General features: G+C 29.8%; 18 protein-coding genes and 1 rRNA gene. 16 read left to right on the forward strand and 3 right to left on the reverse strand.

All coding sequences use genetic code 11. The features are described from left to right. The first annotated feature begins 22 nt into the window (after positions 1–22). Complete coding sequence (locus EDC42_RS09275) at positions 23–913, forward strand: radical SAM protein (RefSeq protein ID WP_069572941.1); 891 nt, start codon at positions 23–25, stop codon at positions 911–913. A 291-nt stretch (positions 914–1,204) separates the two neighbouring features. Here EDC42_RS09275 and EDC42_RS09280 read toward each other — a convergent pair whose 3' ends face one another. Further along, complete coding sequence (locus tag EDC42_RS09280; protein WP_069572943.1) at positions 1,205–1,732, reverse strand: LOG family protein; 528 nt, start codon at positions 1,730–1,732, stop codon at positions 1,205–1,207. A gap of 12 nt (positions 1,733–1,744) precedes the next feature. Then, positions 1,745–2,299: a DUF2115 domain-containing protein gene (locus EDC42_RS09285; RefSeq protein WP_069572945.1), complete on the reverse strand. Its 555-nt coding sequence runs from the start codon at positions 2,297–2,299 to the stop codon at positions 1,745–1,747. A gap of 71 nt (positions 2,300–2,370) precedes the next feature. On the opposite strand from EDC42_RS09285, the gene EDC42_RS09290 reads away from it, so the two are divergent. From EDC42_RS09290 to EDC42_RS09340, 11 genes are all read left to right on the forward strand, one after another. Then, positions 2,371–3,015 (forward strand): hypothetical protein, encoded by a 645-nt coding sequence (locus EDC42_RS09290; protein WP_069572947.1) that lies wholly within the window; start codon positions 2,371–2,373, stop codon positions 3,013–3,015. Positions 3,016–3,072: 57 nt separating this feature from the next. Further along, positions 3,073–3,540, forward strand: coding sequence for a hypothetical protein (locus EDC42_RS09295; protein ID WP_069572949.1), 468 nt, complete (start codon positions 3,073–3,075; stop codon positions 3,538–3,540). A 117-nt stretch (positions 3,541–3,657) separates the two neighbouring features. Continuing rightward, positions 3,658–4,110: a nickel-responsive transcriptional regulator NikR gene (gene nikR, locus EDC42_RS09300; protein ID WP_069572951.1), complete on the forward strand. Its 453-nt coding sequence runs from the start codon at positions 3,658–3,660 to the stop codon at positions 4,108–4,110. Positions 4,111–4,133: 23 nt separating this feature from the next. Further along, positions 4,134–4,901 (forward strand): methyltransferase domain-containing protein, encoded by a 768-nt coding sequence (locus tag EDC42_RS09305; protein ID WP_069572953.1) that lies wholly within the window; start codon positions 4,134–4,136, stop codon positions 4,899–4,901. Between the two features lie 66 nt (positions 4,902–4,967). Further along, positions 4,968–5,393: a hydrogenase maturation peptidase HycI gene (gene hycI, locus EDC42_RS09310; RefSeq protein ID WP_069572978.1), complete on the forward strand. Its 426-nt coding sequence runs from the start codon at positions 4,968–4,970 to the stop codon at positions 5,391–5,393. Continuing rightward, a complete protein-coding gene (locus EDC42_RS09315; RefSeq protein ID WP_069572955.1) occupies positions 5,390–6,484 on the forward strand; it encodes an ATP-grasp domain-containing protein in 1,095 nt (364 codons plus the stop codon). The genes hycI and EDC42_RS09315 overlap by 4 nt, the downstream gene beginning before the upstream one ends. A gap of 65 nt (positions 6,485–6,549) precedes the next feature. Beyond that, the gene (locus EDC42_RS09320; RefSeq protein WP_083234813.1) at positions 6,550–7,632 is read left to right on the forward strand and encodes a glycosyltransferase family 4 protein; all 1,083 of its coding nucleotides are present in this window, start codon (positions 6,550–6,552) and stop codon (positions 7,630–7,632) included. An 18-nt stretch (positions 7,633–7,650) separates the two neighbouring features. After that, positions 7,651–9,081 carry a Mur ligase family protein gene (locus EDC42_RS09325; RefSeq protein WP_069572963.1) on the forward strand — a complete coding sequence of 477 codons (1,431 nt, stop codon included), beginning with the start codon at positions 7,651–7,653 and terminating at the stop codon, positions 9,079–9,081. Positions 9,082–9,163: 82 nt separating this feature from the next. Further along, positions 9,164–9,604: a hypothetical protein gene (locus EDC42_RS09330; RefSeq protein WP_069572965.1), complete on the forward strand. Its 441-nt coding sequence runs from the start codon at positions 9,164–9,166 to the stop codon at positions 9,602–9,604. Between the two features lie 53 nt (positions 9,605–9,657). Further along, the gene (locus EDC42_RS09335; RefSeq protein ID WP_069572980.1) at positions 9,658–10,866 is read left to right on the forward strand and encodes a hypothetical protein; all 1,209 of its coding nucleotides are present in this window, start codon (positions 9,658–9,660) and stop codon (positions 10,864–10,866) included. A 38-nt stretch (positions 10,867–10,904) separates the two neighbouring features. Next, a complete protein-coding gene (locus EDC42_RS09340) occupies positions 10,905–11,336 on the forward strand; it encodes a DUF356 domain-containing protein (protein ID WP_069572967.1) in 432 nt (143 codons plus the stop codon). Between the two features lie 3 nt (positions 11,337–11,339). On the opposite strand, the gene EDC42_RS09345 is transcribed toward EDC42_RS09340, so the two are convergent. Further along, positions 11,340–11,834, reverse strand: coding sequence for a multiprotein bridging factor aMBF1 (locus EDC42_RS09345; RefSeq protein ID WP_069572969.1), 495 nt, complete (start codon positions 11,832–11,834; stop codon positions 11,340–11,342). Between the two features lie 156 nt (positions 11,835–11,990). Between EDC42_RS09345 and EDC42_RS09350 the strand changes: the two genes are divergently transcribed. The 4 genes from EDC42_RS09350 to EDC42_RS09365 form a co-directional block, all read left to right on the forward strand. Beyond that, complete coding sequence (locus EDC42_RS09350; protein WP_083234814.1) at positions 11,991–13,256, forward strand: proteasome-activating nucleotidase; 1,266 nt, start codon at positions 11,991–11,993, stop codon at positions 13,254–13,256. Positions 13,257–13,395: 139 nt separating this feature from the next. Next, positions 13,396–14,355, forward strand: a complete 960-nt coding sequence (locus EDC42_RS09355; RefSeq protein ID WP_069572984.1) for a PH domain-containing protein — start codon at positions 13,396–13,398, stop codon at positions 14,353–14,355. 36 nt (positions 14,356–14,391) lie between these two features. Further along, the gene (locus EDC42_RS09360) at positions 14,392–15,426 is read left to right on the forward strand and encodes a TIGR01177 family methyltransferase (protein ID WP_069572971.1); all 1,035 of its coding nucleotides are present in this window, start codon (positions 14,392–14,394) and stop codon (positions 15,424–15,426) included. A gap of 539 nt (positions 15,427–15,965) precedes the next feature. Next, positions 15,966–16,052: ribosomal RNA gene (locus tag EDC42_RS09365) — 16S ribosomal RNA — on the forward strand; the annotation flags it as partial.

Below are 16,052 nucleotides of genomic sequence, written 5' to 3' on the forward strand. Positions count from 1 at the left end.
ATTTAATGAGGAGTTTATAAAAATGCATTATACCGGACCAGTTTATCGCCCTCCCCCTGAGGCAAACACACCACTTTTGGAAGTAACATATGGTTGCTCTTGGAATGAGTGTTCCTTTTGCACAATGTATGATACGCAAAAGTTTGGAATATCTCCAATTGAAGATATCGAGGAAGATTTGGCTGAGTTATCTCAGTTTTATCCTAAAGATTTAAAAAGAATATTTCTTGTGAATGGAGATGCTTTTGCACTTCAGGCAAAAAAGTTATTTGCTATTTCAGATTTAATCCATGAATATTTTCCAGAAGTTGAGTGCATAACCTGTTATGCATCAATTAAAAACATAAAACCAAAATCAGATGAGGATCTGGAAAAACTTAGGCAAAAAGGATTCAATGAATTATATATTGGTCTTGAAACAGCCTATAATCCGGCATTAAACCAGATGAGAAAAGAATATACTCAAAAAGATGAATATGAACAACTCGAAAGAATTCAAAATGTAGGAATGGATTACAATGCTTTGTTAATGTTAGGTGTTGCTGGAAGAGGCAATTATAAGGAAAATATTGATGCAACAATCAATTTGTTAAATACATTTAAGCCTAAGATTGTAGGTCCTCTAACAACATCCGTTCAAAATCCTTCCCCTCTGCATGAAATGAAATTGAAAGGGGAGTTTGTTGAAGCTACTGAAAGGGAAATGATTTGTGAAGAATTAATGCTTTTGGAAAATCTTGAGATGGATGATGATTGCTTTTTCTTCGGTGGTCATCCGTATAATTTAATAAGATTCAGTGATTCTTTTAAAAACAAGGATAAAATGATTGAAAACCTTAAAAATCAAGTATTCCAAATTGATGAATTAAGACAGGGAATACTTGATACTGTACTTCCAAGGGGCAATTTGTAATTTTTGAGTTACATTTGAAATAATTTTGCAAATTAATTTGTTATTATTTCTATTTGAAAAAATATTTCAAGTTAAAATAGTTAATGCATTAACATTAACAACCACCTTTTAAAATTTTTTAGATTTTCTAACTTTAATGGCAATCTATTTCTAGTTATTGGAATAATATTCATTTCAGCTGATTTTTATTCTATTCATGAATTTTTAATATGTGTAAATAATGATTTAATTGTTAAATAAAGGAATATTGCATAGCTGAATTACTTTTTATTTAAGGGGGATGTTATCAGGTTAGTCGAAATAGTTAAAAATTTCTTCAAGTGTATTTGCAATTTTGAAAATTTCATATTGATTATATAAAAATCCTTTTTGAGCCATGTCATCAATCATATCAAACATTTTATTGTAAAAACCATCAATATTAAAAACAATAATCTCTTTATCATGTTGTTCGAGCTTTTTAAGAGTGATGATTTCAAAAAATTCATCTAAAGTTCCAATTCCGCCAGGTGTGATAATAAATGCATCTGAATTTTCTAAAAATTTATTTTTTCTCTCATCCATTGAGTCAACATAAATAAATTTGCTGCATTCCTTACATAATGGTTCAAAGTTTTCAATCCATTTTGGAGCTATTCCTATTGATTTTCCATTTGTGTCTTGAACTCCATGGGCACATGCACCCATCATTCCAGTGTCTCCACCACCGAAAACAAGAGTATGTCCTTTCTGTGCCATCATACAGCCTAATTCATATGCTGCATCGGTATAAATTTCATCTATTTCAGCGCTTCCAGATCCATAAAGACAAATTCTCATAACTCTCACTTCCTAAATATCGGGGGTTTGTTCTGCAAGACATAAATGGCAGATTGCATTGGTGTTATCTTTCTGATTATCTTTCACTGGACAGTAAAATTCTCCATTTCGTTTTTCTACTTTTAAACTTCCTGGGAATTCACTTCCAACTGGATGAATCGGTTCTTCTAAAATAAATGTTGTGTATAATGCAGTAATGACATAGATTAATGGGAATTTATCATCTTTTGATGCTGTTAATCTTTCTTTTTCAAATGTTCTCTCAAGCATGGGAAAAGATTGATCGAAAGATTTCTTATCAATGTTAGTTTTATAATTGTAGTCTTCATTTTCCAAGACTTCTTTCATACGCATGATGAAGTATTTAATATAAACTTCCAGGTATTTTTCACGGTAATTAGCATGAACATATTCTCCATCTTTTCTCATATGTGCTGTAGCCATCATTAAATCATATACTGATATGATGCTGGCATATTTTTTTAATAAACCCATTAATTCTTTTTTTGTAATGGTGTCATGTGAAGATAATTCTTTAAGTTCGATTAATATGTATTCACTTTCCATGATTCTATTATAATATTTGATAAATAAATACTTTTAATATTAGAATCTAAATAACTAATGAGGTAAATGAAATGTCTGAAAATTTTATGGAGATTACAAAGGAAGATATCGAAAATATCGAAAATGCATTAAAAAGTAATGCAGATTATAAATTAAATAATACTAAATTTGACATTAAATCATTTGAAAAAGGTGGGGACATTAGTTTAATTCAATATGTTGCTGATGTGGAAAATGAATTGGTTTTTCAAACTAAGGAGGAAAACGGCAAATATTATATTTCGGAAATATTTGGTTTATTTATGGACAACATTATTAACGGAAATGTTTCAAGAGATGTTTTCCAGTCAGTAAGCGATTATTTCCATGAGGTTATTGCAGGTGAAAAAAACGACTTTGAAGATGAAAAAGAAGAGTTAATTAATTTTTTAGTTTTAACTGAAGAATATGATGCAAATAAATTGGAAATGGATTTAAATCCGTCTAAAATACGTGAAGATTATAAAAAAGATTATGGTGAAATTTATGGTGATGACTCTTTAAACAGAGTTCAAAAAAGTCTAGCATTAAAGGAATTGTTGCACATGTCAATTTGTCAGGTTGTTAATGACATTGATTTATTTTTCACAAGACCTTATGATTTAACTCCTGAAGAGAATGCTGAAAAGAATAAACAAGAACAAAAAGCACTTGAAAATGAACTGCAAATGTCATAAATTATTTAAGTTGTATTATTCAATATAGTTAATAATAAGACTAAACTGTTTGATTATATGATAACTATTACCAAAAAAGAAGAAGTGGTTTTAGACCAAGTTAAAATATTCAACTTGGAATATTCTGATGGAATTCCAGTAAATATTTTAAGAAAAGAATTAGGATTTCATGAATATGATTTAGTTCATATTCTTGAAGAGCTGCAAGATAAGGATTTGGTTATCTTTAGAGATAATAAAGTTAGCTTATCTGAAAGTGAAAAAGAAATTAACACTGTTAATTCTAAAAAAGATATTGAACAGTTAGAATTAAATTTGAAAGAAAAAGAATCTTATAATTTAATCAAAAGTTTGGTTGATGATAAAAATCTGATTTCAAAATATACTCTTGAGGGTCATTTACTTTACGGCGATTTAAAACTCACTAATTTCAGGATGTATCATATTATTTTATCTCTTCAGAATAAAGGTCTTCTAAAACCTATTGATAAAAGTGATGGGGAATATTACCTCTTGGTTGAATAACATTTTTTACCTTTTTTTTAATATTTTTAGTATTAATATTTTATAAATTAATCATAATCTTTATATAACTTGATTATTATATATATGAGTAATAATTGATTTTTAATGTGTATTATTATGATGAGAATAAGTATGTCATTACCAAAAAAATTACTCGCTGATTTTGACGAAGTACTAAAAGATAGGGGATATCAATCTCGTTCAAAAGGAATTCGTGATGCACTTCAGGATTATATTGTGAGATATCAATGGATGAATTCCATGGAAGGTCAAAGAATAGGTATTGTAACCATTATCTATGATCACCACTATACTGGTGTTATGGAAAATTTGGCTGAAATCCAACACAGCTTCAGAAATGAGATTAACACTAGTATGCATATTCACATGACTGATAAATATTGTATGGAAATTGTAGTGGTAAATGGAGATATTGCTGAAATTCGTGATTTGACTGAAAGAATCATGAGACTTAAAGGAGTTGAACACGTAAAACTCACAAGTACAGCAAACGGTGAAGAGTTTAGTGAACCTGGTCACTCACATGATCATGGTTATCACCACCATTAATTTCTTTTTTTATTTTATTCAATATGAAATTTAAAACAACATCTTACCATTTTGATTTACTTAAAGATAATGATAGAGTTTCTGCTTTTTTTGAGGCCATAAATGATTATGAGGGAAATAATAATTTAGCTTATGATTTGGGATGCGGTATTGGTGTTTTGTCTTACTTTTTAAAGGATCATTTCGGGGAAGTCACTTCTCTTGAAATTGATAAAAAAGCATATTGTTGTGCTAAAGAAAATTTAAAGTCATTCGATAATGTTGAAGTAGTTAATGAGGATGTTTTGAAATATAATTTTACAAAAAAAGCGGATTTGATTGTTTGTGAAATGTTAGACACTGCATTAATAGATGAAGAAGAGATACCTGTTCTTAATTATGCTAAACAATTTTTAAAAGAAGATGGCAAGATTATACCTCAGGGAATTATTAACACTGCCGAACTTGTTAATCTTGAAAGACATTATGTTCATTGGGATGAGGAAGTAAATTATGAAGTGTATTCAAAGCCAATAGTCTATTCCGAATTCAATTTTTTAAATGAAATTAATCCGGAATTTGGGGCGTATCTGACATTAAAAACAGATAAATCTGGGATTATTAATGGATTGAAGATTACAAGTTATACTAAACTTAACGATAAGTTAATTGTTGGACCATCGCCAATGTTAAACCCACCATTATTAATTCCATTAGATGAAAAGTCAGTAAATGTAAATGATTTAATAAATGTAAAACTAAAATATATAATGGGAAATGGAATAGAAAGTATTCGCACTGAATATTATTAAGGTGGTATGTTGTCTTTTGATTTAGAATTAAATGATTTTATAATGGATTTTAAAAAATTGGTGGTATTGGGTGTTGGTAACGAGCTTAAAAGTGATGATGGTGTTGGACCTTTTATTATTAAGAAATTAATTGAGGAAAATATTGTTAATGATAATTTAATACTGATTAATGCCGAGACGGTTCCTGAAAATTTCACAGGCAAAATCAGAAAAGAACAACCAAGCCACATAATTATTGTTGATGCATGTTTAATGGGAGCTCAACCGGGAGATATCAAAATTGTTGATAAAGATGATTTTGCAAATATTGGCATTTCAACTCATTCAATGTCATTATCCTATTTTGTTAGATATTTAGAAAGAAGTAATGACTTTAAAATAATATTTGTTGGAATTGAACCTGAAACTATGGAGTGGGGTGAAAATCCGACAGAAAAAGTTGAAAATACTGCTTATTATTTCATTGATTTGTTAAAGGAGTGTATATTATGAAATTATTATTCATTGGTTCAAGATTATATGATGATATAGATTGGTATGTAAAGAGAAAAAACATTGAAAGTGTTTTAACAGAATCTAATGAAAATGCGATTAATCTTGATTTGCCCGATCAAGTATTTATTGTTCCTCGTGGAATGGATGGGCCAAAACAAGTTGCATTAATGCAAAAAGTTGATGCTATTGTTCCATTAATAGGAATTGACCCTCCATTAATGGATGTTGCACTCATGAAAGAAGAAATTGAGGAAAAATATGGAATTCCTGTTATTGCTGCAGGTGTCAGGGCAGTTGAACTGACTTCTAATAAAATCGAAACTAAAAAATTTTATAAAGAAATTGGTGTTGTAACTCCCGATTATCAAATTTTAAACGATCCTGAAGATTTAACTTTGGATTTTCCAGTTGTGCTGAAACAAGGTGAAGGTCAAGGTGGAAAAGATATTAAAATTGCTAAATCAATTGATGATGTCAATGAATACTTTGAAAATTTCAATCAGGCATTGTGCGAAGAATTTATTGAAGGATCTGAAATTTCTATTGAAGTATTAGGATTTAATGGAGAATATGTTGCTTTACCTCCGATATATAAGGGTGAAACTACTTTGGAAGGTACACATCCACTAAATAAAATTAAAACTGGCCCTTGCATGGTTCAAGGATTGGATAATAATTTGGTTCAACATACTGCATATAAAATTGCCAAAAACTTAGCATCTGATGGCATTTTCGAGATGGATTTCATGTATTCAGCAAAAAAAGACCAGTTATATGCTATTGAAGTTAATACACGTCCGAATGGAACAAGATATTTAACAACTGCGACTTGTGGTGTTAACTCATTATGTGAACTGGTTAATATGGCTATTGGGGAATTTTCATTACATAATATTTCGGATAAATTAGGATATTATTATTCAACTGAAATTCCAATTGGAAATTATGAAGGTCCTGCTCCAATTAAACCTGAAAAATCATTTGAGAATAATGATTTTGTTGTCCATGGTCCTGCGGGTTATCAAAGAGTTACTGCAAGGGCGGATTCAAAAGATAATCTTGAAAGTTTAGTTTCAAAATTAGTATAAATCTGTGTTATAAGTTATAATTATATACTATTATCAATAGATATTTTAATAATCTAAAAGATTTATTGTGTGGTAAAATGAATAATACAGATATGTTAATTCTTTTTTTAATAACATTATGTGCTACAATATTCTTTACATGGTATATTAAAAGAATATTAATTAAAGCAAGGATTGCTGATAATCCTATAGTTAGTGAACATAGACATAAAAGTGGTACTCCTACAATGGGGGGTATCGCATTCTTATTTACAATCTCTTTAATTATTGCGTTGTATTATCAAAATACTCCGATCTTGCTTGTATCTTTTATAATGCTTGCAGGGGGAATTGTGGGTTTGGTTGATGATTTAATTGGTCTTAAAGTTAAAGAAGTTCAAAAAATCGTTGTAAATACTTCAAGTGATGTTATTACTCTTGGAAGGTTGGATGTTGAACCTAATGAAGAAGTACGTGTAGCTACTCCTAAAGCAAAAGCTGAAGTTGATGATTTGCTTAAGGATGGTAAAGTAGAAGTTGTTGGTGAAGTTCCAATTAAAACTGAACCTGGCGAACTTGAAAAAATTATATGTCAAATTGTATTGGGATTATTCTTCGCTTTAACTGGCATCATTACTGCAGTAGGTGGTTTCAAATTAGGTGTTTTAGCTATTCCTGTTGTTGTAATAGCTATTCTTGGTTCTATTAATTCTATTAATCTTATTGATGGTATGGATGGTCTTGCAGCAGGTATTGTTGGAATTGCTTCAATTGCTTGTTGTGTATATGGTTATTTATTTGGACCTGCATCAATTATTCCTCCATTCCTAATTCTTTCAGGTTTATGCTTAGGATTCTTAGTATTTAACAAGCATCCTGCATCAATATTTATGGGGGATACTGGATCATTTGTTTTGGGTACTGGTTATGCAGCTGCTGTTTTAGTATGCGATATTCCTTACTTTGGAGTTCTTGCATTAGGCGTACCGATTATTTCAGTTGTGGTTAGTTTACTTCACAGAGCACATATTATCAAATTACCAGTAGAACCACTGCATCACACTTTAAATCATTATGGTATGTCTGAAACAAGAATTATAGTTAGTTATTGGGGAATTACATTTTTATTATGTATAATTGGTATTCTTGCTAAGATGTATGTATTTTAATACATTGGAGGTGACAATATGGATATTCAAGAGTTAGTTAGATTAGTTGAGGGTGAACTTGTCGGTAATGTTGATTTTTTTTCAATTGATGGGTTTTCGGGTAGATTTACTTTTTTAAATGATGCACACACAGGAGACATTGTTGTAAGACATTGGATTGATGGTAATGGTGTTGCTATGGCATTTAAAAAGAATATTGCATGTTTAATAACACAAACTCCAAAAGATGATGCTATTGAAATGGCAGAAAAACTTAATTTTCCATTAGTGATTACAAATAAAATTGAACTTGCTAATGCTTTAGCACTTTCACATACAATTGATAAATATTCTCATAATTCAACTAATGTTGTCATAACCGGAACAAATGGTAAATCAACTACTTCTCATTTAATTTATCATATTTTAAACAATGCTGGTTTTCATGTTCTCACAAACACTGATAGTGAATCTGAATTCAACACGTTAATTGATCCGATGGTTTCTAAATTAATTTCTGATGAAGTTAAAAAAAATGGTAAATTGGATTATTTGGTTATTGAAGTTTCTGAGGTTCAAGGATGGCTTGGAAAACTAATGAAAAATCATGCAGCATTAATGAGTGAAGCTATTAAACCACAGGTTGGCGTAATAACTAATATTGCAATGGATCATATTGGTCTTGTAAATTCCATTGATGATGTGTTTAATGAAATAACTGCAGTTCCAAAAGCAATAGGTGATGGAATATGTATTTTAAATCATGATGATGAACTAGTTAGGAAATTAAATGCAAAAAATCCATTTTACACCTCAATGTCTAAAATAGATGGCGATAATGCAGTATATTTTGATGACGGGACTATTTATTATAATGATAATCCAATTTTAACTATTGGGGAGTTGCCATTCACCGGTAAACATTTTATACAAAATATATTATCCGCTATTGGCGCATGTATTTCTCTAAATTTACCAATTGAGGATATTGTTGATGGAGTTAGATCTTATAAGGCACTTAATAGACGTTTTACAAAATTAAATGATGAACCTTTAATTTATGATGATTTTGCACATAATCCTGATGGAATTAAAGCAACAATATCCGAAACCCTAAAATTACTTCCTGATAATCAAAAATTATATGTTGTTTGTGCTATTAGAGGATCAAGGGGTGTTGAAATTAATCAATTAAATGTTGAAGCTATTGTTGAATCTATGGATGATGGCATTGAATTAGTATTATCTTCAAGTAATGATGTTGTTAATAATTTAAATTGGGTTAATGAAAATGAAAAAGAAGTTTTCTTCAATGTTTTGAATCAAAATAATATTGATTATGTTCATTTTGACAATTTAAAAGATTGCTTAAATGAAGTTTATAACAAAGCAGATAAAAAAGATATTATTTTATTAATTGGTGCTCAGGGAATGGATCATGCGGAGTTCCTTTTAAAGGACATAATATAAATTTAAATATTAAATTAATTTAATATAATAAATGTATAAATTTATTCTTTATAAAAGAATATTGATACAAGAGGAAATAATCATGTTTATAAAGATTAGAAGAGACACATTAATAATTTTATTATTGGCGTTTATTTTGATTCTTTGTGGTCGTTTAATTACCTATGTTGCGTTTGCATCTTCTGATGAAATAAACGATGGTATTGCTATTTCTGGTGTTATTATTAAAGGTAATGATATAGTTCCGGTTGATACTATCAGATCAAATGTTATGCAGGCAGGTTTTAGGGATGGTAGTGTAATTTATGGTGATATTTTAAAAACTTCCAAAAGGGAAGTTTCACTTCAAGATGCTATTCAGACGGCTCAAGAATTTGCAACACGGTCAACAGTGCCCGGTACATCTGTACAACCTATTACTGCAGCTGATGTTCAAGTGGATAAGAATACAGGTGTAGTTACAGTCACTGTTATAGAAGATTTTTCATCTGTTGAATTAGACAATAAAACAAGTGGTGGATAAAATTGAATAAATTAAAACTTTCACTTGTATTTTTTGCAGTATTGTTATTGACAATGAGTAGTGTAGCAGCTACTTGTAATATTATAGTTATCACTGATCCTTCGGGTAATGATCCTAATGGTGCAGCTGCTGGAAGTATGTCTTTTGCAGATAATATGTTCCAGTCAACTTTCTTATTATCTAGATCTAATCATTTTGCTGTACTTTCTGGAGGTACTGGTAGTTCAGATACTAGGTTGGATTCTATTGTTGATGCAGTTGCCAGTTTGGAAAATAATGCTTCTGCAGCATCAGCTGCTTCATTAGCTTCTCAATTTAAGGGAGCACGTCTTGTTGTTGGCGGTCCTAATATTGGTGCTGCTGTTGGAGGTTCATTTAATGCATATGTAATTACAGTTGACGATTCAAGTAATGATATTAAAGTAACCCCTTATAATAGTGGTGTGGCAACATTGCAGCCGGGTCAAAAAGGAGCTATTATTCACTTGAGGAATACTGCTGGAAATCCATTATATGGTACTGCAGATTCTGTAAGAAAAGAAACTGCAATGAATATTGGTAAGATGATTAGGGATGGTTATCCTGCAACTACTATTCTTGCTGAAGCTATGGGTGAAGTGGCTAAAGATTCTGGTGAAAAATATGGTGGGGGTGGAGTAAACCTTGTATCTGGCATTTCAACTTCAGATATGTTTACACCAAAAGAATTGAATTCCACTGGTTATCCGATGGATGAAGAATATTCCAAGGTTTGTGATAGCTGCGGATGGGCAATGGGTTTTCCAGCTGCAGAAGCCTATGAAAAATGTCCTGTTTGTGGTGGAGATCTTAGAACTGTTTATGCATATCAGGCATTAGGTGATGCGTTAACTGTTAGCTCTAAAGCCGTTAGTGTTTCAGTCTATGGAAGTGATAGACCAGGTTTAGCAGAAACTACTAAAGAAATTGTTGAAGCATCCGTTTCTAAATATGGTTATGATGCATCTGCAATTTCAGGTTCAATTAATAGAGGTATTAATAATGGTCTTTTAGTAGGTGTTGATCATGTTGAACCTAAAGATATTAATGTAAAACAAGGTTCAAAAGCAGTTGGAGTTTATTACAAATCACTTCCTAGTGAAAGATCATCTCCTGCGTGGGATTTACCGATTGATGGAAATATTTTAACAATACTTGGAAGTATCCAAACGGCTGTTGGTATTATCTTGATTTTATTAGTATTATTCAGAAGTAGATTGCTTAAATCTTTCCAAAATCGGTGATAATTCACCTTTTTTATTTTTTTTATATGGTGGTTAATATGGCATTAATTTTAATCAGAGGAGAAACAAATTCAAAATTACTTAATGCAATTGCAGACATGGAACGTCATGGTAATTTGAATTTAATAACTAAACCTAAGGTGGTCGACTCTAAATTTGCTGATTCATTGGTTGAAAAAATTTTAAATTCAAAACTTAGAACAAAATCTAAAGTTGCCACTGCGTTTTTTGTAAAAGAGGATACTACATTGAGTATTATGCAAGTAAAAAAGATTCATCCTCCAGCACATGTAGTTGTTGTTAGTGATGAATATGAGGGTTATCATAAATTAAAGAAATTATTAGATAATGCTAAAGTATTCCAAGGTTATTATTCTCATAAGGCAAAAAATGATGGGTTAATAGATTATTCAATTAAAGGGAAAAAAAGACATGTTAAAAATGAAAAATTGAACAGCTATATAAAATAATAGCTATTTTCTTTTTATTTTCATTATACTTCCTAAGGCGCGTTCACCTGTGGAGGTATTTATAAATTGATTTAAATCAATATTATTTACTTTTTCAAGAAGTTTTATATTTAAAGTTTTTTCAATTTTTTTGGTTAATTTAGTATCAGGTGTCATTTTTCCAGTTTCAATTCTGGTAATAACTGATACTCTTTCATTAATTTTCTTACCTAAATCCTCACGAGACCAATTTTTTGTCTCTCTTGCTTTTCTAATTTTTAGGTTAAAATCTTCAATTAATTCTTCTGAGGGTTCATCTCTTCTAGAATAATTTCCGGTATTTTTAGTATTCTTTGCTTTTTTTCCTTTAGGTTGTTGTCTAAATTTTGGTTGTTGTGGTGCTTTTTGTATTGTTCCAAGTTTTGAACACTCTTTACATACAACCATAACTGATCCTTCAATTTTTGCTCTAATTGGATTATTTTCGGGTACTGTTTTACCACAGATTTCACATTCCATATTAATCAGTTTCCTTTATTTTTTAATAAATATTATATATCATTAAGTTATTAAATGTTTGTCGGTATTGGTTTTAAATGAATACTTTTATATACTTTAAAGTTACAAATTGTTATTAAAGTAGAATGTTATGAAAAATTTATTCGCTAACTGGAGATGATTCACATGGATGATTTCAATGATTTGGAAAACTCTTCAAAAGAACAATTAATGGAAAAAGTAGAAGATTTACAAAATGAAATTGATTTGTTAAAAGAAGAAAAATCCAAAGCAAAAAGTAACTTAATGTGGAAAGTTAGAAAATTAGAAAAAGATAAAGTCTTAATAGAAAATGAAAAGATTAGACTTGAGAGAGAAACTAAATCATTACGTTCAGAAGTTGATAGGTTTAGATCTCCACCTTTGGTGTTAGCTACTATTACTGAAGTCTTAGATGATAATAGAATGACTGTTAAAAGTAGCACAGGACCTAGTTTCCTTGTTAATTACTCAAAATTCTTAGATGAAAAATTATTAGTTCCGGGTTCAAGGGTTGCATTGAATCAACAAACTTTCGGTATTGTTGAAGTTTTACCGTCTGAAAAAGATGCTAATGTTTCTGGAATGGAAATTGAAACTAAACCGGATATTACCTACGAAAAAATTGGTGGATTGGAAGAACAAATTAGGGAAGTTAAAGAAACAGTTGAATTACCTTTAACTGAACCAGAATTATTCGAAAATGTAGGAATTGAACCCCCTAAAGGAATATTGTTGTATGGTCCTCCGGGAACTGGTAAAACATTACTTGCAAAAGCTGTTGCAAATGAAACTAATGCTACCTTTATTAAAATTGTAGCTTCTGAGTTTGTTAAAAAATACATTGGGGAAGGAGCAAGATTAGTACGTGAAGTATTTGAACTGGCTAAAGAAAAAGCTCCTGCTATTATATTCATCGATGAACTTGATGCTGTTGCAGCTAAAAGACTTAAAAGTTCCACCAGTGGAGATAGGGAAGTTCAAAGAACATTAATGCAGCTTTTAGCAGAGTTAGATGGATTTGAATCCAGGGGGGATATTGGTATTATTGGTGCAACCAACAGGCCAGATATTTTAGATCCTGCATTATTGCGTCCTGGTCGTTTTGATAGATTTATTGAAGTTCCACTTCCAAATGTTGATGGAAGACGTGAAATTCTTAAAATCCATACTAAAAATATGTCTTTTGATGAAGAAGCAGATCTTGATTTACTTGCGGATCTAACTGAAGGTTTATCTGGTGCTGATTTAAAAGCAGTATGTACTGAAGCAGGCATGTTTGCAATTCGTGAAAAACGTGATAAAATAACTGTCACTGACTTTATGGATGCTATTGACAAAGTCATGAGTAAAAATAAAGAAGACGAAATGTTTAATACTGAAGCAGGAGTAATGTTTGGATAACTAATTATCATTGTTGAATAAGCCTATGATGAACCCTATGAGCTCTGATATGTGATGAATGATGGGCGAGCTGAGGCTTATTTATTTTAATCTTTTTTTTCTAAAACTTTATTTAAAATTAAATTCTAATATTATAATCATGTTATTTAATAAAAATGAGAATAAAGCTAATGAACGAATTATTTATAAAACAAAATCAAATGTGATTTTAGGTTGTAAAAAAGCTATCTATGGGCTTGTTTTATTGATTATTGTTTTATCCATTTCACCAATCATGATTAAATTCATTGCTAAAATGCAAGTGTATTTAATTTCTCAAATTCAATTACCTTTAACTAGGTATGCAGCTATAGCTTTTTTTGTTATTATTCTCATTATTGTAATATATATTATATGGCATATTATTGGATGGTATTCTCTTGAATATACATTAACTGATTCAAGAATTATGGTCAAATCTGGTGTTATATCAACTAAAAAGAATTACATGCCTTATGCAACAATTCAAGATGTTACTACTTCTCAAAGTATTCTTGCAAGATTATTTCATATAGGTACTGTATCTGTTTTTAGCGCTTATGATAATAATCGATTAGAATTAAAAAATATTTCAAATCCTTCTGAAGTTGAAGAAATAATATTTTCAAATATGAGAGGTTCCAGAACTTTCCAGCCTCAACAGTCCAGACCTATAAATTATCACCAACAGGATAATTATTTAGATAATGGATCTTATCTGGGTAGAAATGAAATGTATGATGAATTTGAACCCATTACTCCTATAACTCATGAAAAAGACAGCTATCAGGGAAGAGATTATGAATATTATCCTGAAGATAGGGGTTTTGAAAATTCTGATCAAATAAGACATGAATATGAATATGAACCATATGATGATATTGATAGATTTGTTGAAGAATTTGAACCTCATAAGAATTATCCTAATGAAATATATGATGATGAATTGGATGAGGATTATTATGAATTTGGTTCAAAAAATCATTATGATGAAAAAAGAAATGAAGTTATAGACAACGATTCAAACAGTCTATCCAGTGAAAAAGTTATTAGAAGACATTTTGATAAATTTAAAAAATAATATTTTTTCTAATTTTTTTTATTTTAGGTGAAACTAATGGAATTATTATGTATACAGTCACAAGAACATCCTGAATTACCTCTTGCAGAGTTAAAAGCGGTTATGGAATGTGAAAATATTTCTGCAGAGATAGATGTTATAACAGAAGGTTTAGTTATTTTAAAAAATATTTCAAATGATAATATTGATTCGTATTATGAAATTTTAACTAGAAGATTAGGTTATACTCATGAAATACATGAAATTATAAAAGAATCTAATACTGATAATTTTGACGAGGATATATTATCTATCAACTGGTCAGAGTATATTGATGGGACTTTTGCTGTTCGTGTGAAAAGATTTAATACAGAAATCGGTACTGTTGCAACTGAGCGAAGAGCAGGTTCTTTAATTCTTTCAAATTCTGATAATATTAAAGTTAATTTATCAAGACCTGAAACCTTAATCCGTATAGTTGTTCATAAAAATGATTTTTACATTGCTATTGAAAGAATTAAATTAAATAAAAAACATTTTGAAGATAGCAAACCACATAAAAGACCATTTTTTTATCCTGGCTCCATGAATCCTAAGTTAGCTAGATGTATGGTTAATTTATCAAGAGTTAAGGAAGGTCAATTATTACTTGATCCATTTTGTGGAACTGGAGGAATCTTGATTGAAGCAGGGTTAATTGGTTGTAAATTAGTTGGATCAGATATTTACTGGAAAATGAAAAATGGGACATCAATTAATTTAGATTATTATGGAATTACTGATTATAGAACATTTAATATTGATGTACGCGAGCTTAAAATGTATGAAAAAGTAATGGCTGTAGTTACTGATCCACCTTATGGCATTTCCACATCTACTGGAGATATTGAAGGAGAAGATATTTTTAAAGAATTCTTTAAATCTATCTATAACAATATGAGGGATGATGCTTATCTTTGCATGGCTAGTCCTCATTATGTTGATTTAAAACCAATGGCTGATGAGATAGGGTTTGATATTGTAGAGCAGTATGGAATTAAAATGCATAGAAGTTTAACTAGAATAATTTCCGTTATTTGTAAAAAACATTAGAGTAATATAGATATATTTATATATTAGTTATCTTATGATTATGCTTAATATATACAAAACTTCATTATTTTCGTTTATTTTATTATTTTATGTTATTATATTTTTTTATTTTAATTTTTAGTATTTTTCAAAATTATTTCGCAAATATTAATTTTTAAATTATTGTTTATCAAAATATTTAATAATAATATTTATTTAGTTTAAAAATTTATTTTTATCTATTATTTTATTTTTTTAAATTATTTTGCAATATTTTTTAATTGATTTTGTTAATAAAATTTGTCTGTCTAATAGATGTGCTATGTGTTATATGGCGATGACTTAAGTATATTGCATTGAGCAATGTTTACTATGATGGTTGCATTCCACATGTAGCGATACATTTGTGAGTACTTGAATTTTCTCAAGTATGATGTTAGTTTTGTAGATGTGATGAATTAGTTACAATATTTGTTTCAAATTTATGTGTATACTCGTCTATATTTTTTAGCGTACTTCATAATTTTAATTATAGCTTATTATGATCTGTTATGTGTTCAATTCTGTTTGATCCTGGCAGATGCTACTGCTATTGGGATTCGATTAAGCCATGCAAGTCGAACGAGTTTAGGCTCGTGGCGTACGGC

This window comes from Methanobrevibacter gottschalkii DSM 11977, from assembly GCF_003814835.1.
GTDB lineage: Archaea > Methanobacteriota > Methanobacteria > Methanobacteriales > Methanobacteriaceae > Methanocatella > Methanocatella gottschalkii.

Coding starts and splice junctions, on each gene's coding strand:
- nikR (WP_069572951.1), top strand. CDS start 3,658: ATGATGAGAATAAGTATGTCATTACCAAAAAAATTACTCGCTGATTTT.
- EDC42_RS09330 (WP_069572965.1), top strand. CDS start 9,164: ATGTTTATAAAGATTAGAAGAGACACATTAATAATTTTATTATTGGCG.
- EDC42_RS09280 (WP_069572943.1), bottom strand. CDS start 1,732: ATGAGAATTTGTCTTTATGGATCTGGAAGCGCTGAAATAGATGAAATT.
- EDC42_RS09315 (WP_069572955.1), top strand. CDS start 5,390: ATGAAATTATTATTCATTGGTTCAAGATTATATGATGATATAGATTGG.
- EDC42_RS09340 (WP_069572967.1), top strand. CDS start 10,905: ATGGCATTAATTTTAATCAGAGGAGAAACAAATTCAAAATTACTTAAT.
- EDC42_RS09345 (WP_069572969.1), bottom strand. CDS start 11,834: ATGGAATGTGAAATCTGTGGTAAAACAGTACCCGAAAATAATCCAATT.
- EDC42_RS09355 (WP_069572984.1), top strand. CDS start 13,396: ATGTTATTTAATAAAAATGAGAATAAAGCTAATGAACGAATTATTTAT.
- EDC42_RS09305 (WP_069572953.1), top strand. CDS start 4,134: ATGAAATTTAAAACAACATCTTACCATTTTGATTTACTTAAAGATAAT.
- EDC42_RS09290 (WP_069572947.1), top strand. CDS start 2,371: ATGTCTGAAAATTTTATGGAGATTACAAAGGAAGATATCGAAAATATC.
- EDC42_RS09350 (WP_083234814.1), top strand. CDS start 11,991: ATGATTCACATGGATGATTTCAATGATTTGGAAAACTCTTCAAAAGAA.
- EDC42_RS09325 (WP_069572963.1), top strand. CDS start 7,651: ATGGATATTCAAGAGTTAGTTAGATTAGTTGAGGGTGAACTTGTCGGT.
- EDC42_RS09275 (WP_069572941.1), top strand. CDS start 23: ATGCATTATACCGGACCAGTTTATCGCCCTCCCCCTGAGGCAAACACA.
- EDC42_RS09335 (WP_069572980.1), top strand. CDS start 9,658: ATGAGTAGTGTAGCAGCTACTTGTAATATTATAGTTATCACTGATCCT.
- EDC42_RS09285 (WP_069572945.1), bottom strand. CDS start 2,299: ATGGAAAGTGAATACATATTAATCGAACTTAAAGAATTATCTTCACAT.
- EDC42_RS09360 (WP_069572971.1), top strand. CDS start 14,392: ATGGAATTATTATGTATACAGTCACAAGAACATCCTGAATTACCTCTT.
- EDC42_RS09295 (WP_069572949.1), top strand. CDS start 3,073: ATGATAACTATTACCAAAAAAGAAGAAGTGGTTTTAGACCAAGTTAAA.